18 protein-coding genes are annotated in these 18,982 nt (G+C 58.8%); 7 read left to right on the forward strand and 11 right to left on the reverse strand.

Annotation, left to right across the window (positions count from 1 at the left end; genetic code table 11):
* Positions 1 to 48: 48 nt before the first annotated feature.
* The 4 genes from GPK42_RS08725 to GPK42_RS08740 all read right to left on the reverse strand — a co-directional run bounded on the left by GPK42_RS08725 (position 49) and on the right by GPK42_RS08740 (position 3,813).
* Positions 49 to 267: a cation transporter gene (locus tag GPK42_RS08725; RefSeq protein ID WP_117735568.1), complete on the reverse strand. Its 219-nt coding sequence runs from the start codon at positions 265 to 267 to the stop codon at positions 49 to 51.
* 63 nt (positions 268 to 330) lie between these two features.
* Positions 331 to 696, reverse strand: a complete 366-nt coding sequence (locus tag GPK42_RS08730; protein WP_055285819.1) for an ArsR/SmtB family transcription factor — start codon at positions 694 to 696, stop codon at positions 331 to 333.
* A gap of 389 nt (positions 697 to 1,085) precedes the next feature.
* Positions 1,086 to 2,207, reverse strand: coding sequence for a hypothetical protein (locus GPK42_RS08735; protein WP_196026229.1), 1,122 nt, complete (start codon positions 2,205 to 2,207; stop codon positions 1,086 to 1,088).
* A gap of 637 nt (positions 2,208 to 2,844) precedes the next feature.
* A complete protein-coding gene (locus GPK42_RS08740) occupies positions 2,845 to 3,813 on the reverse strand; it encodes a 3'-5' exonuclease (protein ID WP_089572078.1) in 969 nt (322 codons plus the stop codon).
* Between the two features lie 172 nt (positions 3,814 to 3,985).
* Here GPK42_RS08740 and GPK42_RS08745 point away from each other — a divergent pair, with 172 nt between their 5' ends.
* On the forward strand, positions 3,986 to 5,086 hold the full coding sequence (locus tag GPK42_RS08745) for a putative manganese transporter (RefSeq protein ID WP_215694806.1): 1,101 nt from the start codon (positions 3,986 to 3,988) through the stop codon (positions 5,084 to 5,086).
* A 165-nt stretch (positions 5,087 to 5,251) separates the two neighbouring features.
* On the opposite strand, the gene GPK42_RS08750 is transcribed toward GPK42_RS08745, so the two are convergent.
* Complete coding sequence (locus GPK42_RS08750) at positions 5,252 to 5,734, reverse strand: YaiI/YqxD family protein (protein ID WP_055310731.1); 483 nt, start codon at positions 5,732 to 5,734, stop codon at positions 5,252 to 5,254.
* On the reverse strand, positions 5,735 to 6,337 hold the full coding sequence (locus GPK42_RS08755; RefSeq protein ID WP_035137275.1) for an HdeD family acid-resistance protein: 603 nt from the start codon (positions 6,335 to 6,337) through the stop codon (positions 5,735 to 5,737). It abuts the gene before it with no gap.
* Between the two features lie 235 nt (positions 6,338 to 6,572).
* On the opposite strand from GPK42_RS08755, the gene GPK42_RS08760 reads away from it, so the two are divergent.
* From GPK42_RS08760 to GPK42_RS08770, 3 genes are all read left to right on the forward strand, one after another.
* The gene (locus GPK42_RS08760; RefSeq protein WP_195445928.1) at positions 6,573 to 7,244 is read left to right on the forward strand and encodes a nitroreductase family protein; all 672 of its coding nucleotides are present in this window, start codon (positions 6,573 to 6,575) and stop codon (positions 7,242 to 7,244) included.
* An 82-nt stretch (positions 7,245 to 7,326) separates the two neighbouring features.
* The gene (locus GPK42_RS08765; RefSeq protein WP_035137274.1) at positions 7,327 to 7,869 is read left to right on the forward strand and encodes a histidine phosphatase family protein; all 543 of its coding nucleotides are present in this window, start codon (positions 7,327 to 7,329) and stop codon (positions 7,867 to 7,869) included.
* A 17-nt stretch (positions 7,870 to 7,886) separates the two neighbouring features.
* Entirely contained in the window at positions 7,887 to 8,522 is a 636-nt protein-coding gene (locus GPK42_RS08770) for a histidine phosphatase family protein (protein ID WP_138374914.1), read from the forward strand.
* Between the two features lie 129 nt (positions 8,523 to 8,651).
* On the opposite strand, the gene GPK42_RS08775 is transcribed toward GPK42_RS08770, so the two are convergent.
* From GPK42_RS08775 to GPK42_RS08795, 5 genes are all read right to left on the reverse strand, one after another.
* Positions 8,652 to 9,332, reverse strand: coding sequence for a DUF1015 family protein (locus GPK42_RS08775; protein WP_195445930.1), 681 nt, complete (start codon positions 9,330 to 9,332; stop codon positions 8,652 to 8,654).
* Positions 9,333 to 9,371: 39 nt separating this feature from the next.
* Positions 9,372 to 10,592, reverse strand: a complete 1,221-nt coding sequence (locus tag GPK42_RS08780; RefSeq protein WP_215694807.1) for a M20 family metallopeptidase — start codon at positions 10,590 to 10,592, stop codon at positions 9,372 to 9,374.
* 177 nt (positions 10,593 to 10,769) lie between these two features.
* Positions 10,770 to 11,933 (reverse strand): phosphoglycerate dehydrogenase, encoded by a 1,164-nt coding sequence (locus GPK42_RS08785; protein ID WP_215694808.1) that lies wholly within the window; start codon positions 11,931 to 11,933, stop codon positions 10,770 to 10,772.
* 69 nt (positions 11,934 to 12,002) lie between these two features.
* A complete protein-coding gene (gene serC / locus GPK42_RS08790; RefSeq protein WP_215694809.1) occupies positions 12,003 to 13,127 on the reverse strand; it encodes a 3-phosphoserine/phosphohydroxythreonine transaminase in 1,125 nt (374 codons plus the stop codon).
* 42 nt (positions 13,128 to 13,169) lie between these two features.
* Positions 13,170 to 13,550, reverse strand: coding sequence for a type II toxin-antitoxin system Phd/YefM family antitoxin (locus GPK42_RS08795; protein ID WP_215694810.1), 381 nt, complete (start codon positions 13,548 to 13,550; stop codon positions 13,170 to 13,172).
* Positions 13,551 to 13,890: 340 nt separating this feature from the next.
* Between GPK42_RS08795 and GPK42_RS08800 the strand changes: the two genes are divergently transcribed.
* Genes GPK42_RS08800 through brxC form a run of 3 tightly spaced genes read left to right on the forward strand, consistent with a single transcriptional unit; the run spans position 13,891 to position 18,954 of the window.
* The gene (locus tag GPK42_RS08800) at positions 13,891 to 14,541 is read left to right on the forward strand and encodes a DUF1819 family protein (protein ID WP_215694811.1); all 651 of its coding nucleotides are present in this window, start codon (positions 13,891 to 13,893) and stop codon (positions 14,539 to 14,541) included.
* 1 nt (position 14,542) lies between these two features.
* On the forward strand, positions 14,543 to 15,235 hold the full coding sequence (locus GPK42_RS08805; RefSeq protein WP_215694812.1) for a DUF1788 domain-containing protein: 693 nt from the start codon (positions 14,543 to 14,545) through the stop codon (positions 15,233 to 15,235).
* A gap of 56 nt (positions 15,236 to 15,291) precedes the next feature.
* Positions 15,292 to 18,954, forward strand: coding sequence for a BREX system P-loop protein BrxC (gene brxC, locus GPK42_RS08810; protein WP_215694813.1), 3,663 nt, complete (start codon positions 15,292 to 15,294; stop codon positions 18,952 to 18,954).
* The last annotated feature ends 28 nt before the right edge of the window (positions 18,955 to 18,982 follow it).

The following is an 18,982-nucleotide window of genomic DNA, read 5'->3' on the forward strand; positions in this document are numbered from 1 at the left end:
AGCAAAGGCCGCGGCAAGCGCGGCCTTGCGGGTTGGCGTAAACCTGAGCTAGAGAATGATCTCGCAGTCCGGCTCGGCGTCGGCGGTGAACTCCACAACGCGGTCGAGGACCTCGTCGAACTCGGCTTCATCGGCCTCGAGCGTTAGCTTCTGGGTCATAAAGTTGACCGAAACGGACTTGACGCCCTCGAGCTTGGCCAGCTCGTCCTGAAGCTTACGCGCGCAGTTGGCGCAGTCGATCTCGTCGAGCTTGAACTGCTTTTTCATGGTGGATTCCTTTCCCCGTATTTGCGGCTTGGGTGCAGGCCGCGCTGGTACCGTGGTTGGTCGCTATTCGCAGATGTGGCTCATGCCCTGGTTGAGCATGGTGTAGACGTGGTCGTCGGCGAGCGAGTATAGGATATTGCGCCCGTCGCGCCGGAATTTAACCAGGTGCGACTGCTTGAGTGTGCGCAGCTGGTGCGACACCGCGGACTGCGAGGTTTCGGTCGCTTCGGCGATGTCTGCCACGCAGAGCTCGCGGCCCATGAGGGCGTAAAGGATCTTGATGCGCGTGGTGTCGCTGAAGACCTTGAACAGGTCGGCGAGGTCGTAGAGAAGCTCCTCGTCGGGAAGGTCCTCGGGCGAGCAGGTGGTGGGGATCGCGGGTTCGGTGGCCTCGATGTCGGGTTTCGTTTCATCAACGCGGATGCTCATTGCAATATCCTTTCATATGAACATGCGCTCATATAACTTGCTTTCGATTATATGAGTGTATGTTCATATGTCAATACAATTTGCGTTAATTTCGATGACTGCTTGCCGCCTCTGCGATTTTCTGTGGGTTGGGAGACATCGACGCAATGCTCGCCAACATATTTCGAGATGTTCGGCTAGCATGCTAAGAAAGCCACCTTGAGAAGCATTAGAACTGTTCATATTTGTACTTTATCGTGTCAAATACCGCGAGAATCAGTTCTTCCTCTACGGGAGTTCCTGCAGAATCAGTTTTATCTAAAGTTATATTGAGCATTGCTGCAGCCAATCTGGCACATCGGTGGCCGAATAAGTCGAAAAATGTAGGTGGACATCCGCAGAGATCGCCTTTAGAAGAGCGAATTCTCAATTAGATCAATAATCGTGTCGTCTTCCGTGCGGTTTTCATCGATTTTTGCGAACATGTCGCATTCCCAAGCCCCATTGATTTCCTCAGCAAGGGCCCCGACGTGTTGCATGTCGTCGGGTTCGGGCACATCGTTGATGCTCGGGTCATCAGCTTGCGGATATTGGCTTGCAATTTCGCGCTTGGCGGCCTCTTCTTCTTTGAGTGACTCCAGGACGCGGCGACCGTATTCGAAGTAGCGCCGCAAGACAAATTGACGAAGAGTTTCTTGCAGGATGGCGAAGTTATCCGGGAGTCGACCGGGCCATATCTTCTCGCGAATGCGAATCGCTTCCATGACCCGTTTAAAAGCGGACTGCTTGAAAAACGAATGACGATTAACTGTGATAACGGCATATCCCATGTTTCGCAGCGTGTTTCGGCGCTCCTCGTCAATTGATTGCTGCTCGGGTTCGTCGTGGTAAAAGCCGTTGTATTCGATATCGGTCATCGAATTTTCGAGCAGCGCGTCGAGGTAGAAAACCGTCCGTCGCGTTAGGGCGGCGTATCTTTTGGGGACTGGGATCGGATAATCCGTTTTGATAGCGCGTATGGCTAAGCCACCCATTGACTTGGGCATTGTCAGCATCATGACAAACGCCGTTTCGAGTGGGGAGCGACAGCCTTCGTGTACATAAGAAAGTGCCTTAAGTGCTTTATTAGATCCACGATACCCCGGTGCCTCTGAAAAGAAGGCTCTGAGCTCTTCAACGCTGGTTAGGGCTGGGCGCTCGCGATATTGAGTTTCGTCGGACGTTCCAAGCGCGTAGGAGCCGCAGATTTCAAAGTAATACTCAACGAGCTCCGAAAGGTTGAGGTCGGCTGTTGCTTCTAACGCGCACAGCTTGATGTCGACGATGTAGACGTTCGGCTCGAGTTCTAGGTAGCTTTCTGCATCAAACGTATAGCGCGTGCAGTGGCAGATGCAGCCCTTGCGGTGCCTTTTGGCATTATTGGAAAACGTCAGCACATGGATACGTTCAGAATCGACATTCTTTCTGTTGAGCCATGCTCGTGCCGCTTCCAGGTCGGACGTGGTCGGCGCAGACACCCTGATCTTTTCCATAGGTATGGGACCGGTCGCGTAGCTTGCGAGCGAGTTGGCTGTTTGGTATACAGCGCGTGCCGTGGTATGTGACAGAATGATTCCCATACGCGCATGATGGCATAGCGGACGCCGCATACGCCCGAAACTTCGGGCAACGGTATTGGGGCGCGGCTTATCTTCTGCGAACGGTGGGTTTTTGAGCTGTCGTATTGAGGGAGCAGCTTTGGCTGGGGAGGTTTCTGCCGGCTGCCCCTTTTTGATGAACTTTAGTTGCGGATTCGTAGCTTCTAAGCGTTTTTGCCGACCGCTCAGATGCCTCACCAACATAATTTGAGTTATTCGGCCTTATCCTATACAAATGGTGCGATCGCAACGTCCTATTCGAATTGATTCAGGTAGATTTATGGGGCTTGGTTGCGAAATTAAGGCGATTTTAGCTTCGATTGCGGTTCAAGGGGCCTTGACTAGTGGTTCAGCTGGCCGAACAACTCGAAAAATGTAGGTGGGCCAACCTGCCGACTATGTGAAGCACGCGTATTTGCTCGTTTTGATGAAAACTAGGGTGCAGCCATAAGGCTGCGCCCTAGTTTACTGCGTGTCGGTGTGCCCAGACGGATTGCGCTGTGCCTGGCAGGCGCTCCCGCAGATGGATCGGTTATTTCGCGAATAGGTTCTTGAGGTTGAACTCGGCCTGAACCGTGCGGAGCATGAGGTCGGTGTCGTCGAGGCCCAGATGCTGCTCGTTGGCGTCGGCGGCGAGGGTTCCACGGCGGCGCGCCCAGTTCTCGAGCGCGGCGGGCGCGGATTCGCGGGGGAGCGAGCGGACGTCGGCATCCAGGCTGCGGCAGATCTGGCGCGAGTCGATGACGATGATCTTGCCGGCGCGGCGTGCCTCGGCGTAACCGTCCAGGTGGATCTTGAACCAACTGTCCTCAAAGGCGGCGTTGTGCGCCATGTACGGGTACTTCTTCATAAGCTTGAGCAGCTGCTTCTGCAGTTCCTTGTTCTCGCGGAACGGCTTTTTGCCGTCGATGTCGTCCCAGGTGATGTGGTGGATATTCGACAACGGCACATCCTCGCCGCGGTAGATATCGGGCAGGCCGCAGTAGTGTGCCTCGGCGTCGTGCGGGACGGCGTCGCTGGTGAGCTCCATGATTTCCCAACCCACATTGATGATATAACCGCGCTCGGGTGCACGGCCGGTGGTCTCGATGTCGATACCGAGCACGGTGCCCTGGATGGGCTTGCGGGCGTAGGCCACGCCGAGCGCGTCGCGGTCGCCGCGGATTTCGCGCATAACGGACGCGGCGGTGCGCTTTTGCATCTTGCCGATGGCGGCACAGGTGTCGGCGTCGGACAGGCCGCGCGAAAGCGTCGCGGGCGTTACGTTGCGTAGACGCGCCTCGCCGATCTGGTCGCACAGGTCGCGGTTGCGGTCGGCCAGGTCACGCACGGTTGCAAAGTCGAAGCCGGGGTCGCCCTCGGCGGTAAAGTACTCGGTCTCGAGCACCTTAAGGGCCTCCTCGCCCTTCTGGCGCTCGGACTCCATGGCGCCGTGATCGCCATAGATAAACATGGGAATAAACGGCTGGCGCTCGTATTCGAGTGCTTGTGAAACGTTCATATAACTGCTCCTTGGACGGGCCGCGTCGCGCGGCTCGGTGGCATTGAGTTATGGCGAGATGATAGTTTACCATGGGCAACTATTGGCACCACGCCTAGGTCAACTACAATACCCTAGTTGACCGCTAGGACTTTTACAATGCTGCCGAAAGACACGAAAGGTTCCATCCTTCATGGATTTGCTGATTGATATTATGTTCGACGCCGGCAAGGACACGCTGTCGCTGGTGCCGTTTTTGTTGGTGACGTATCTGGCCCTCGAGACCTTGGAGCACGTCGCGGGCGACCGCGTTAACGGGGCCATCAAGCGCGCCGGCGCCGCGGGTCCCGTGGTTGGCTCGGTGCTGGGCATGGTGCCGCAGTGCGGCTTTTCGGCAATGGCGGCAACGCTGTACGCCGGTCGTGTCGTGACCTTGGGCACGTTGGTGGCGGTGTTCCTTTCGACCTCCGATGAGATGCTGCCGCTGTTGCTCGCCGAGCAAGTTCCCGTGCAGACCATGGCGATGTTGCTCGCCTCGAAGGCGCTGATCGCGCTGGTCACGGGCTTTATCGTGGATGCGGCTATCCGCGGCCTTCGTCGTAATGCCCGCGCGCATGCGGCGATTCGCCGTACCGTGCTGGGGACCGCTGCCAATCCGGCTCATGTGAACTGCGCGCACGACGACCATACCGGGGGCGACATCATTGATGAAGTGGCCGAGGCGGGCGTGAGCGCCGACCACATCCACGAGTTGTGCGAGCGCGACCATTGCGGTTGCGATGATGATGAAGATGAACACGAGCGCGACCACGGACACAGCCATGACCACGGTCACGCAGGCGAGCATGAGCACCACCACGGCCATGGGCACGACCACGGTCACTCCCACGAAGGTGCGCCCGTCCTGTCGATTATCCGCAGCGCGATCTCGCACACCGTGCAGGTTTCGGTTTTTATTTTCCTGGTGACGCTGATTCTAGTTGCCGTGCTCGAGACCTTCGGAGAGTCCGCGATCGAGCAGTTCCTGCGTGGCAACGAGACGCTCGCCGTCTTGGGCTCGGCACTCGTCGGCCTGATCCCCAACTGCTCGGCCAGCGTGGTCATTACGCAGCTGTACCTGGAGGGCGCGCTACAGCTGGCGCCGATGCTCGCCGGCACGCTCATTTCCGCCGGCGTGGGCTATCTTGTCCTGTTCCGCACCAACCGCAGCGCTCGTGAAAACGCCGTGTTCCTGGTCATGATGTACGTCATCGGCGCCGGCTGGGGCCTTATCCTATCCGCCTTCGGCCTCTAAGTAGGCCTAAAAAATGGGCTTCAAATAGCCATGCTCGGCGCCTGCGCAATGCGGCGACGCATGGCATTTTGAAGCCCGTTTTTTGTTGAGCCATGGATTCCGAGCGCTCACACCGCTCAAAACAAAAAGGTAGATTTCCGGGCATGTCCCGAAAATCTACCTTGGTTAGCGCAGCAGCTCGGTGAGGTTGCGCTTAAAGCGGGCCCGGTCTTCGCTGGTAAATGCCGCCGGACCGCGAGTGCGACCGCCGGCGCGGCGCACCTTCTTTTCCTCGTGGCGAATAAACAGTTGCATGTCGATGGTCGCCTTATCGTAGACGCGCCCGCGCACGCCGATGGCGGCGGCATCGCGCCCGAGCACCATGCTCGCCAAGCCAATGTCCTGCGTCACGACTACGTCGCCCGCCTGCAGGCGTTCGACAATGGCAAAGTCGGCGCTGTCGGCGCCCACGCTCACATCGAGCGTCGTGACCCAAAATCCGCGTCGCGCATGCTCGACGTCGCGCGGATCGTCGCGGCGAATGTGGCGTTCCAGGTTCTGTGTGCTGTTGCCGGCGATAACGACGGCGACGCCCGCCCGCCGCGCGCAGTCAATCGACTCGCGCGTGACCGGGCAGGCGTCTGCATCAATAAAGAGCGTTCGCGGCATCTAGTGCACCAGTTTGCCAAATTGAATAGCGCGAACAATCAGCGTTACGCCAAACACCAGCAGTGCGGCGCCGCTAAAGATGACGAGCATCTTGGCCGACCACAGCGGATAGATAAACACGAACATGCCGGCGATGATGGAGAGCGCGCCGCTCAGGATGGCGAGGGCACGGTTGGACGAAAGCTCGGACTCCAGAATGGACATGACACCTTCGACGATCCAGCCAAAGCCGGCCACGATAACCACCATCGTGGTGAGCGTCGCGGTCGAGAAGGCCTGGTTGCGCAGGATTATGACGCCGCCCAAGATAATGAGTAGGTTGGAGATGATGCTCGTCACGCGCCAGCCGGTGGGCAGCAGTGGCTCGAAAACAGCGGTAAACAGCCTGATCGCGGCCGTGATCACAAAGTAGAAGCCCAAGACGGTCGTTAGGAAGACGAGGGACTTGGCGGGCGCAAACAGCAGTGCGATGCCGGCGACGAGCGCCAAGACGCCCGTGATGGCGTAAATCCAGCGTACGGCCTTGACGGCTTTGCCCGCCATGCTTTTCTCGTCAAATCCAAACTGGCTCGATTTTTGGTCATCGTTCTTAAAGATGCCCATAATGTCTCCTTTCCGTGCGGCGTAAGCCTTGATCATTACAACCAGTATCGCCTAAAGGCGCTGGCGTATGGGTCGGGGAGGGCGAAACGTAACCCAAAGGCCCCGAATTGTTTCCGTTGTTCCCCACGTCGCGATTTTCTATTCAACAGGTGTAGAACATTGCAGCCCTGTTCGTTATTGCCTACGTTTTAGGTTAGATTTTCCTAAGAACAATTGCCCGAAATTGGGGGTCCCTATGAACGAAGCAGTTCCCGCAGCGCCGGTAAGCGCTGAGTCGATGGCAAAGCAGGGTTGCGAAAAGCTCGGCTTGGACGCGTTTGATGCGTTGGTTCGCTGCGCCCGCACGTGCCGTCGCTTTGACGAGTCCATGCGCGTGCCGCGTGAGCTTTTGCTTGAGCTGGCGGAGCTGGCGCACCTGACTCCCTGTGGTGCCAATGCTCAGCGTCTGCGTTTTCATGTGGTAAGCGGTGCAGAGGACTGCGCGCGTGTATTTGACGAGCTTGCATGGGCCGGTGCGCTCAAGGATTGGCCGGGTCCCGATGAGGGCGAGCGCCCGACCGGCTACATCGCGATTCTTGCTGAGCGCGCCGTTCCGGGCAAGCCAGCCGCTCCCATTACCGAGGTCGACACGGGCATTGCCGCGCAGACGATGATGCTCGCCGCCCGCAGCGCCACGCCCGAGGTGGCAGCCTGCATGTTCAAGGCCTTTACGCCCCACGCGATCGATGCCATGGGGCTCGATAACGACAAGTATGAGCTCAAGCTGATCATGGCGTTTGGCGTTCCGGCCGAGACACAGGTGATCGATGCGATCGATTCCAACCCCGACGGCTCCATCAATTATTGGCGCGACGAGGCGCAGGTGCACCACGTACCCAAGCGCTCGCTTGTCGACGTACTGGTGTAGTTGAGCGTCACCGCGGTGTGATCCGGCGGTAAACCACCACAAAGGTACCTGTCCCCTTTGCGGTGGTGCGAGGGGAGGACGTGTGGCAGATTTGTATTTGGTGCGGCATGGGCAGACTGAGCTCAATGTGCAGAACATTTTGCAGGGTGGGCACGATTCGCCGCTTACGGCGCGCGGGCGCGAGCAGGCGCTGGCGACGCGCGCGGCGTTTGAGGCGCGTGGCGTGACCTTTGACCGTGTGTATTCCTCCCCGTTGGGCCGGGCGCGGCGTACGGCTGAGCTAATTGCTGGTGAGGGCCGCTCGATAGAGCTGGTCGATGACCTGCGCGAGTGGCATTTGGGCTCGCTGGAGGGTACATCAAATCGCGAGATGCCGCCGCAGCCCTGGGGTGATTATCCGGTGGCCTTTGGTGGCGAGTCTGAAGGCGAGCTCCAGTCGCGCATGGTCGCGGCGCTGTCCCACATCATGGCCAGGCCGCAGCACGACTGTGTGCTGGCAGTCTCCCACGGCTCTTCCTGCCAGGAGTTTCTTGAGTATGTGACTGGCAGGGGAGAGCTACCCGACAACGGTGCCGTGCTTCATTTTGGCTATTGCGACGGTGCGTTTTCGCTCCTTGATTGGTAACGAACGAAAGGACCCCTATGAATAAAGACCTGTATCTGGTTCGTCATGGGCAGACAATATTCAACCTTAAGCGCATTATTCAGGGTTGGAGTGACTCGCCGCTCACGCAGCTGGGATGCGACCAGGCGGCGCGTGCCGGCATGTTCTTGCGTGCGCGCGGCATTGAACCCGATCATGCCTACACCTCCACACTTCATCGCACCGAGCAGACTATCGCCAACCTGTGGCCGGGCTTGGCGTACGAGCGCCTGGACGGTCTGCGTGAGTGGTTCTTTGGCGACTTTGAGGCCGAGCGCGTGATGCTTATGCCCGAGCGCCCGTGGCGAGATTTCTATCGTCAGTTTGGCGGCGAGGGCCAGATGCAGGTGCGCGAGCGCATGGCGGCGACGATAACCGATCTTATGCGACGTCCGGACCACGAGTGCGTGCTCGCGGTGAGCCACGGTTCGGCTATCAAGGAGTTTTTGGACCACGTGCGGGGCGCGGCGGCCGACGAGCGCGAACGCGTGCCGGGCAACTGCTCAGTGCTGCATTTTGCGTTTGACGATGCGGCCGATACGTTTGAACTGGTCGAAGTCTTTACGCAGGAAGACTACGCGCGCGAGCTGGGGCTTGAACCGCTCGTGGCTACTGCGGGTCCGCAGCGCGGATAACGCGAGCGCGGCGGCACGGGTCGTCGGCATAACTTCTCGACGCAAAAGGGGCGGAGATGCATGTACCTGCTGCATCTCCGCCCCCTGTTTGTTGGGCTGCCGATTTTTATGCTGGACGGTCTGGTCTTGCTAGAACCGCGCGACCTGGTGCGTGAGCAGACCCGTCGGAACCTGCGCCGCGCCGCCGCTGACCTGCGCGGCGGGGAAGAGCGCAGCTACGGCAAAGTTGAACGGCTCTTTGCCCGTGTAGGTGCCGGCGGCACGTGCATCGTCGGTCAGGAGCTGTGATGCCTCGACTAGTGCGACAGCGTAGGCAGGGTCGTCGGCCAGTGCCGGCTCCGGCGCCTGGTCGAGCATGGCGCGGATGGCCCCGACGGCGTCCTCGCGCTTGACCTCCCACACGCGGTGCGTAATGCCGGCGGGGTCGGTGACGGCATAGAGTGAAGCGCCCTCTTTTGCGGCGCCGAGGATGATATCCATGACGGGAGAGGCTTCGTAGACAAGCGTTACGGGACGGGGCTGTACCTTGAGGTCGGCGATTGCGCGCGCAGCGGCGGTCGTATCGGCGGCAACCGCGTCGCCGCCCGCCAGCGCACCAACCGGGCAGATCGCCACGACACCCGTCACACGTCCCGGCTCGCCCGAGCATTCGTACACGTAATACGCCGCACCCGGGTCCTTGAGCATCAGACCATCGGCAATGGCTCCGCGCAGAGCATCGTTGCCGCTCAGGATGCTGCCCATTGCAGGCAGCGCCTCGAGCACGCGGTCCTGAGCCGGGCGGATGCAGGGAAACGGAAGTGCTTTCATGGGCGGTCCTAACGCACGAGTCGGTTTGTTCGCGGCTTATTATGCCCCAACTTGGCCGCTCGCGTCCCAGAGCACGTTATCGGCGAGCGCGATTAGCACCTGCTGACAACGAACGATATCGGCGTGGGGCACATATTCGTTGGGCTTGTGCGCGAGCGCGAGCGACCCGGGACCGTAGCTCATGCAATTGCGGTTACCTGTCTTGCCGGCAATGACGGCGGTGTCGGTGTAGCCGGTAAAGAAGCCGACGGTCGTGTCCGCGTCCGTCACGTCATCGGCGGCACGCTTGAGCGCTGCTAGAAGGGGAGAGTTCGGGTCGCGCTCGATGGCGGGGCGGTCGCCCGTCACGGTGTAGCTGCCATGGCAACCGGGAACGGCGGCTTCGGCGACGGCGATGGCCTGCTCTACCATGCGCGTCGCGGCGGCCGTATCGGTCGGAGGCGTCAGACGCATGTCGACCCAGACTTTGGCGCGGTCGGGTACGACGTAGGGGCGATATCCGCCCTCGATTTGGCCAAACGTGATGGTCGAAGGCCCCAGCTCATCGTGCGCGGGCAGCGCCATAAACGCGCGACGGAGCGAACACACGACCTCGGCCATGGCGGCGACGGCATCCGCGCCCTTCCAGGGCTGGCTCGCATGCGCCGTCACGCCAGTCATTTCAATCTCGAACCACGTACGCCCCTTGTGCGCCACCTGGATCTGTCCGTCGGTGGGCTCGGTGTCCAGCACCCATTCACGCGAGCCGACCCAGCCAGCATCGATCGTGGCCTCTGAGCCGCGCATAAAGTCCTCCTCGTCGACCGAGCAAATGAGTGAGAAGCCACGGCGGGGCAGCTTGCCTTCTGCCGCCACGCGCTCGAGCGTATGGACCAGTGCGGCAATGGCGCAGGCCAGGCCACCCTTCATATCGCAGGCACCGCGGCCATAGAGTTTATCGTTGCGCACGATCGCTCCGAGCGGCGGAATGTCCGCGTCCCAGCCATCGCCCAGTGTAACGGTATCCATATGGCAGATATAGACGAGCCGTGGCTCGTCGCTCAGTCCCGGCACGGTGACCATAAGGTTGCGGCGCCCGGGCAGCACCTCGAGTTCCTCAACCTGCACGGCATCGAGTACCGGATGGCTCAGCTGCGCCAACCGTTCCTCAACCAACGCTTTGATATAGCGTTCAATCTCGCCCTCATACGCACCTGGGTCGGAACTGTCGATCCGCACGAGCCCTTGCGTAAGCCGCCAGGCAAAATCTGTATCAACCATAGGCACCTCACAGATAGTTAGGTCAACATACAGATTGTATGCCAAGAAGCGGCTCGGTGCATTTAATGGAGCGCTCACAAAAACGGGGGCGCCTCTCGTGCGAAAGGCACCCCCGCGGGCATTCAATGTCAGTGACGGGCAGGCCACATGGGGAGCTGCCCGTCAGGTCAGCCGGCGCTATTTGATCACGCGCACGCGATACATCGACGGAATCTGCTTGAGCGCCTCGATGGTGCTGCTGTCCAGGTGCTCGTCGGTGTCGAACATGGTGTAGGCGTTCTCGCCGGCGGACTCGTTGGTCATACGCTGCACGTTGGCGTTGTCTTTGGCCAGGATTGCCGTGATCTGGCCGATCATGTTGGGCACGTTGGCGTGCAGGCAGGCGATGCGGCTTGCGGCGCGCGCCTTGCCCATGCTGCAGGCAGGATAGTTGACGCTGTGCGCGATATTGCCGTTCTCCAGGTAATCCTTGAGCTCGCTGATGGCCATGTCGGCGCAGTTGGCCTCGGCTTCGCCGGTGCCGGCGCCCGAGTGCGTGGTGATAAACGTATTGGGCATCTTGACCGTCTTGGGCGTGGCGAAGTCGCAGCTAAACCAGCTGAGCTTGCCCTCGCGCAGGGCGGCGTCGACGGCGTCCTCGTCAATGATGGTTTCGCGTGCGTAGTTGATGAGCACGGCGTCGGGTGCCAGCAGGTTAATCTGCTCGGTGCTGATCATGCCGATGGTGTCGGCCTTGCTGGGCACGTGCACCGTGAGGTAATCGCAGCCGCGGCAGAGATCCTCGAGCGTGCCCACGCGCTGCACCTCGCGGCTCAGCACCCACGCGTGCTCGACGGAAATGAACGGATCGTAGCCGTAGACGTCCATGCCCAGGTCGACGCAGGCGTTAGCGACCTTGGAGCCCACGTTGCCCAGACCGATGACGCCGATGCGCTTACCCTTGAGCTCGCGGCCCACAAAGGCCTTCTTGGCCTTCTCGGCATCGACCTGGATCTCGGGGTCGTCGGCGTTGTCTCGCACCCAGTTCATCGACTGCACCACGCCGCGGCTCGAGAGCACTAGCATGCCCAGGACGAGCTCCTTGACGGCGTTGCTGTTGGCGCCGGGGGAGTTAAAGACGACGACGCCCTTCTTGGCGTACTCCTCAACGGGGATGTTGTTGACGCCTGCGCCGCAGCGGGCGATGGCGCGGATGCCCTCGGGCAGCTCGTAGCCGTGCAGGTCGGTGGAGCGCATCAGGATGGCGTCGGCCTCCTCGGCGGTGCCCACAAACTCGTAGCCCTCGCCAAACTCGACCTTGCCGTCTTTGGTAATGTCGTCGATGGTTTTAATTTTGCGCATGAAAAACTCCTTAGCAGGTTTGTCTAAAACAAGTGGTTTGAAGTGGCTGGTCGGCCCGCGCGTTGCGGGCTAGTTAGATCGCGGACTCAAACTATGCTGCGCTTCGAAGTCCTTCATGTACGAGGCCAGTGCCTGCGTGTCTTCCATGGTCACGGCGTTGTAGACGCTCGCGCGCATGCCGCCCACCAGGCGATGGCCCTTGACGTTTTGAATCTGGTGCTCGGCCGCGCCTGCGACAAAGGCCGCGTCGAGTTCGGCGTCGTCGGTGCGGAAGGTGACGTTGGCGATGGAGCGGCTGTCGGCCTGCGCGGTGCCATGGAACAGCTCGCTGTGCTCGAGCAGGTCGTAGAGCAGGTTGGCCTTGGCCCAGTTGCGTTCGGCCATGGCGGCAAGTCCGCCGGTCTCCTCGACCCACCGGAACACCTTGCCGCACACGTAGATGCCAAAGGTGTTGGGCGTGTTGAGCATGGAGCCCTTGGCGGCCTGGGTCTTAAGGTCCAGGTACTGCGGCGTCTGCGCAAAGGCGGGGCCATCTGTGATGAGGTCGTCGCGCACGATGACCACGGTCACGCCCGCGGCGCCGGCGTTTTTCTGTGCGCCAGCGTAAATGAGCCCGTAGCGCTCAACGTCGAGCGGCTGCGACAGAAAGCAGCTCGAGACATCGGCTACCAGCGGTACGTCGCCGCAATCGGGCAGCTCGTGGTACATGGTGCCAAAGATGGTGTTGTTCTGGCAGATGTAGACGTAGTCGAGCCCATCGCCCTCGGCCTCGGCGGCAATGCGCGCGTTGACATCGGCCATACTGGGAATGCGGTCGAAGTTGGTGTCCTCGGAGCTCGCGAGCAGCACGGCCTCGCCGTACTTGGCGGCCTCCTTGTACGCCTTGTTGGCAAAGTTGCCCGTCACGACGTAGCCGGCGCGGCCGCGGTGCATGAGGTTCATGGGGATACCCGCAAACTGCAGCGTGGCGCCGCCCTGCAAAAACAGGATACGGTAGTTGTCGGGAATGCTCAACAGGCGGCGCAGGGTTGCCTCGGCGTCGTCGATGATCTGCTGGTACATGCTAGATCGATGGCTCATCTCGAGCACGGACATGCCGCAACCGCGGTAGTCCATCATCTCGTCGGCAATCTCGGCGAGCACGCTTGCGGGCAGCGCGGCCGGGCCAGCTGAGAAGTTGTGCACACGTGCCATCTTCTAGTTCCCCCTCGTAGTCGTTTGAACGTTCGGGATACTTTAGCACAGTGGAGCGCCAGGCGCGACCGTATCACGGTAAAACTCGACTGCGCCGCTATGATTTACAGGATGGTTACATGGGGGAGGGGCTTGGCTCGGGGCTAGCATCCGATCCGCCTCGGCCTTCGCTTGTTTCCAGGGGCGCACACGACCGTTGGTGAGGTCGTCGTAACCATGAGCGATGGAGCGCTGAATGCGATCTTCGCGCTCCTGAATGGCGGTTAGTGCGCGCGTCTGCTCGTCATAGGCCTCGGCATCCATGACGACAAGCGATGCGGACCCGTTTTTGGTTAGGTAGACGGGCTCTTTGGTCTTGTGGTAGCTCTCTGCAATAGCGCCAGAGTTGCGCTGCAGATCAGAAATAGGCTTTACGACAGGCATATGAAACTCCTTACATAGAATCATATGTAGAACTCTATGTTGAGTGTAGCGGAGGGTGGCGTTGTGCGTATGCGTGCCTGCATTCGTAAGCGCGGTTGTCTGGCAAGTGTGATTTGGGGCGACCTCGTTAAAGTTTCTAAGCTGCGAAAATGACCGTTAACCGGATTAAATTTTGTTGCTCAACATTTGACACTCTGGGCGTGGTAACTTTTTTACCAACAGGTATGATTATTGTCATGTGCGCCGCGCCTGCCTGCCGGGTTGCGGCGCACTTGTGACAGCCTTTGACACCCTTGGAGCGTGTACTGTGGATGTAACCACAAAAAGCGTTCGGGGGGGGGTGCTCACCCGCGAGCAATTCCTCCCGCATGAGATGCGCATCGTTGCTGCCCTTCGTATGCAGGGCGCAAGCGACGAGCAGGTCATTGTACGCGTAAAGAGCGAGAACCTCTTTCAATATCCCACGGAGCGCATGGTCGCCAACCGCGCAACCGTGTGCCTTCGCCGCCTTGACGCCATGGTGCCCACGGACGCCGTATGCGCCGCGCGCGGCATCGACCCCAAAACCGCCGTCGAGGCTGCGTCATCCCTAACCAGGCTCATGGCATCCGGCACTCCCACGCAGGCGGACCAGGCCATCTTCTACAGCATGATCTGCCGCTACGATATCGTGCGCGAGCTCGTGCTCATCGAGGTAGGGGAGCGCCTACAAAACTTCGATTATGCCTTTACGGCGGTTGACCTCAACGCCTTTATGACACGCTTTACCACGGAGTATCCGGACGCGGCCCGCTGGACTGAGGCCACGGTCAAGCGCATTAAGGGCTCGCTCCGCCAGACGCTCCGCCATGCCGGCCTTATCAGCGAGGGCCAGGGCCCGGAGTCCGAGCGCCTGTCTGCGCTCTTCCTTGACCCCGATATTGAGCATGCCCTTCTGCGGCTTGGCGAACAGTCGCTTGTCGTTGCCCTTACAGGAAGGGCGGTAATCTAGCATGGCGCACATCAGCACCGCCGACGGTCCCGCGATAACTCCGGCGACCGACATCACCGCCAACATCGGTATCCGCTCCCGCGACCGCGTCGTGGCAGCCCATTCCCATGCCAAACGCGCCCGCCAGGAGTTCGAGCGGCGCTCTCAGCTCCTCCGCGCATGTCTGAGCAACGAGGATTTTCTCTCCAACAAAGGCATCGGCAACGAGATTGGATTTCATACCTTCTGCTACGACCCGGCGCTCGAGTTTGAGGCCCGCGCGTTATTTGACACCCTGGCGCATGACTCCGCGGCTGGCAAGCTCCCCTGTGCGCTCAAGGTCGTAAACCTCTATGACGTTGTGCTGGCGATTCTTGATGACCTCGATGTTCTTGAAGCCATGCAAGAGCAAGAAACTGATTTTGGCTCAAAGGCAGTGCTCGATGACGTGGTTGATTATTGCCAGCCTGATGTTGTCTCCGATGTGGTTTTGGACCTGACGCAACCACATGTACCGGGCGATGCGATTTTGCTCGTTGGGGTTGGCGAGGTTTACCCCTTTTTGAGAGTCCATAACCTGTTCGATTCAATGCAGTCTGACTTTTCTGATGTCCCCGTTATTGCGGCTTACCCCGGCACCTTTAACGGTTCATCTGTCACCTTGTTTAACAGGCTTGCAGCAGAGAATTACTATCGCGCAATCGATATCTCTTAAGTGCGACTTTCCGCCCGCTTTGTTGACTGCCGTTCTCCAGCTTTAAGGAGTTTACAATGGATAACACAACTGTTCGCAATCTCTTCGCGAAGGACATCAACCGTTCCATTAATGGTGTTGTTGTCGCTGACGATGAGAAAGACGAGTCAATTAGGCAAGAGCTTAGCGAGTATGTGGTGACGCGCGAGCTGCAAGGTCACTTCGCAACTTTATTTAAAGCCTACGGCGATTCTCTGTATAACCCTACCAACAAAATGGGCGTATGGGTCAGCGGTTTTTATGGGTCCGGTAAGTCACACTTTCTTAAAATCTTGAGCTATTTGCTTGGGAATCTCAATGTTGATGGGAAGCGCGCTATCTCTTTTTTTGATGGCAAGATTGCCGATCCGTTGGTGTTTGCTTCTATGGAGCACGCCTGTTCCGTTCCTACGCAAACCTTACTGTTCAATATCGACACCAAGGCGGGGTCGTGGAAGGGCGATAAGGCATCTGTTGCTGTTCTCTATGGATTCCAGCGCGTGTTTTATGAGGCGCGAGGGTTTTACGGCGTTAAGCCCAAGCTTGCTCAGCTTGAGGAGTACATCGATGAGATAGGTAAAACTCAAGAGTTTCGCGACGAATTTGAGCGTCTAACAAGAAATACATGGCTTGAAAATCGCAAGACCTATAGGTATAACAAGGCTTTTCGTAAGCTTCTTAAATCTGTTCTGGGCATGAGCGACGATGAAATTAGTGCATGGGTCTCTGCTCCTGATGACGAGCTTCTTCAGCCTGATGAATTTGCTCAAAAGGTTAAGGAGTACATTGACGCTCAGGCGGCTGCCAATGGTGGCGATTTTCGCTTGGTCTTCATGGTTGATGAGGTTGGCCAGTTTATTGCTAACGGCGGCAATTCGGATCGTCTGTTGAGTCTCCAGACGGTAGTCGAGGAACTTGGATCAGTTTGTGGTGGCCGTGTTTGGGTGATGGTTTCGAGTCAAGAAGACATCTACAATCTCGGTTTACCGGGCGGGCTGGATACGAGCATGTTCTCTAAGATCTTGGGTCGATTTGATACTCGCCTTTCGCTTTCCAGCTCCAGCGCTGACGAGGTCATTCAGCGCCGTATTTTGGAGAAGACCGCACCGGCGGCCGATGCGCTTGCCCAACTCTATAAGCAGGACTCCGCGGTCCTCAAAAACAACTTCACATTTGAAGGCTCGCGCGCCGATCTTGCGGGCTATGCCAACGCCAAGGAGTTTGTCGCCAGCTACCCGTTTGTAGGCTATCAGTTCAAGCTGCTGCCCGACGTCATGACCGAGGTGCGCAAGCACGGCGTCAAGGCCAAACACATGTCCACGGGCGAGCGCTCCATGCTGAGCGCTTTCCAGGAGAGTGCTCAGGCTATCCAGCATGAGCAGACCGGCGCTCTCGTGCCCTTCTGGCGCTTCTTCGACACAATCTCTAAAGACCTGGAGCACGGCATCATTCAGGTCGTCGTCTGCGCGGAGCGCGCAGCTGAAAACGCAGAAGGTCTTGAGAGCTACGATGTTCGGGTGCTTAAGCTCCTGTACTTGATCCGCTACATCGGCTACGTTAAGGCCTCGGTCGAGAACATCTCCATCTTCATGATTGATAGCCTTGACGTGGACAAGCGCGCCCTTAAGGACCGCGTCAAGGAATCCCTCGCCCGCTTGGAGCGCGAGAACTACGTTGCGCGCCAGGGTGATACCTACAGCTTCCTTACCGATGAGGAGCAGGAAATTGCACAGGAGATCGCGCAGACCCCGATCGACAACGCAAAGGTGATCGAGTCTATCAAGAAGCGCCTGTTCGAGAGCATCTACACTGCGCGCAAGCTCACCCGCGAGGCCAACGACTTCCCCTTTGACCGCTACGTGGATGGCTCGATTCATGGATCCAGCATGGGCGGTATGGAACTTTCCGTGGTGACCATGGCCAGTGACTTGGGCTGCGCCGACGATGCCGAGTTAGCATTGAAATCTGTGGATAAAGCCATCGTGGCCTTGAGCGACGAGGTGGATTATTGGACCCCACTCGTCAACGCCGCCAAGATTTGCATGTACGCCCAGACGCGCAACCTGCAGGAGTTACCGCCGAGCACCCGCCAGATTGTCGAGGCCAAAATGCGTGAGAAGGACTCTAACGAGAAAGAGGCTGACACCCTTTTGACCGAGGCGGTGCTTCATGCACGATGCGCCGTCAACGGGCGCATGGTTGAGGTCCGTGCCACCAAGCCTGCGCAGGTCTTCGACCAGGTGCTCGCGCAGTTGTGCGACGTAATCTTTGGTAAGGCTGGCTATATCGGCGCGCCGGTCGAGGGCGATTCCGATATCCGCTCCACGCTGGCGGGCAATATTCAAGCTGGGCTTGATGGCATGGACGCTGGGAATGCGCGCGCCCTCAAGGATGTCGAGGATTACCTCAGAGTGCAGCATCAGCGTCATTTGGATACCGCTATGGGTGATATTCAGCGCAAGTACCAGCAAAAGCCCTATGGCTGGCGCGAGGTCAATATCGCAAATGTGGTGGCGCAGCTTGTGGTTGAGCAACGCGCGCAAGTGCTGTTTGGCGGTCAGACGATCCAAGCCAACGACAATCGAATGGTGGCGTTCTTGCGCAAGGATGCCGATAAGGTGCAGGTGCGTCTACGCGTGCGTATGAGTGACCGTTTGCTGCGCGATACGGGCGATCTTATGCGTGACCTGTTTGACCTTGATACCGTGCCCTCCGATGAGGATAAGCTCGTGGCCGAGCTTAAAGAGCGCCTTGAGAGCCTTCGTCAAGCCTGCCTCGATATGGCGCACGGCTTCTATACGGGCATCAAACCGCTCTATCCGTATCCTGGCGAGAGTGAGTGCGAGAAGATGCGCTCTGAGGTCGTCGACGTTCTTAAGGACCAGAGCGAGTCCGAGGCGTTCTTGACCACGTTTACCAAGCACGAGGACCGTTTGCTCGATGCCAAGGACGATTTTGACAAGGTGGTTGAGTTCTTCGAGTCCAACCAACGAACGGCATTTGACCACGCCAAGGATTTCTTGAGCCGCACCGAGGGTATCGAGTATGCCTCCGATGACATTCCCAGCGCGGTGGAGAACGTGGCAAAGGTGCGCGAGATCCTCAAAGATCCCAAGCCCTACGGCCGCATTAAAGACCTTCAACCGCTTATGGATCCCGTCGAGGACGACATTAAAAAGCTGCTGGGCATCCGCCGCAATGAGCTTTTGCATCGCATCGAGAGCGATCTGCAAGACTTGCAGGCACAAGCAGAGAGCCAAAAGGGCTTTGTCAAACAAGCCAAGGATGCCATAGCAGACGCCGGCACCAAATACGAGTCGTTCAAAAACCGTGCCCACAGCGCTCAAAGCCTCAATGAGCTGAGCGTTGCCGCGACTAACTGGGGCAATTGGCTCAGCGCAGCAACCAACGGGATGTACGACGCTGTGGATGCGGCCCGCATACGTATGGACAACGAGCGCCGCACCACCGAAGTCACGAGTACGGGTGAGGTGGTCAAGAAAATCTCCAACAAGGGCGTTGCGTCGTCAGCGCCCACGCCTGCGCCCGTGCCCCAGCGCAAGATCAAGACCGTGCGCCGAGCCGATCTGGTCAAGCCGAGTCGTCTCTTGTCCACAGAGGACGTGGAGCGCTATGTGGACGACTTGCGCTCCCGCCTTATGCAAGCACTCGCTGCAAACGACGAGATTCGTATCAACTAGCCCGCAGAGCCACTGGCGCCAAAGCGCG

The sequence above is a fragment of the Collinsella aerofaciens genome, assembly GCF_018785265.1.
GTDB classification, from domain to species: domain Bacteria; phylum Actinomycetota; class Coriobacteriia; order Coriobacteriales; family Coriobacteriaceae; genus Collinsella; species Collinsella aerofaciens_AI.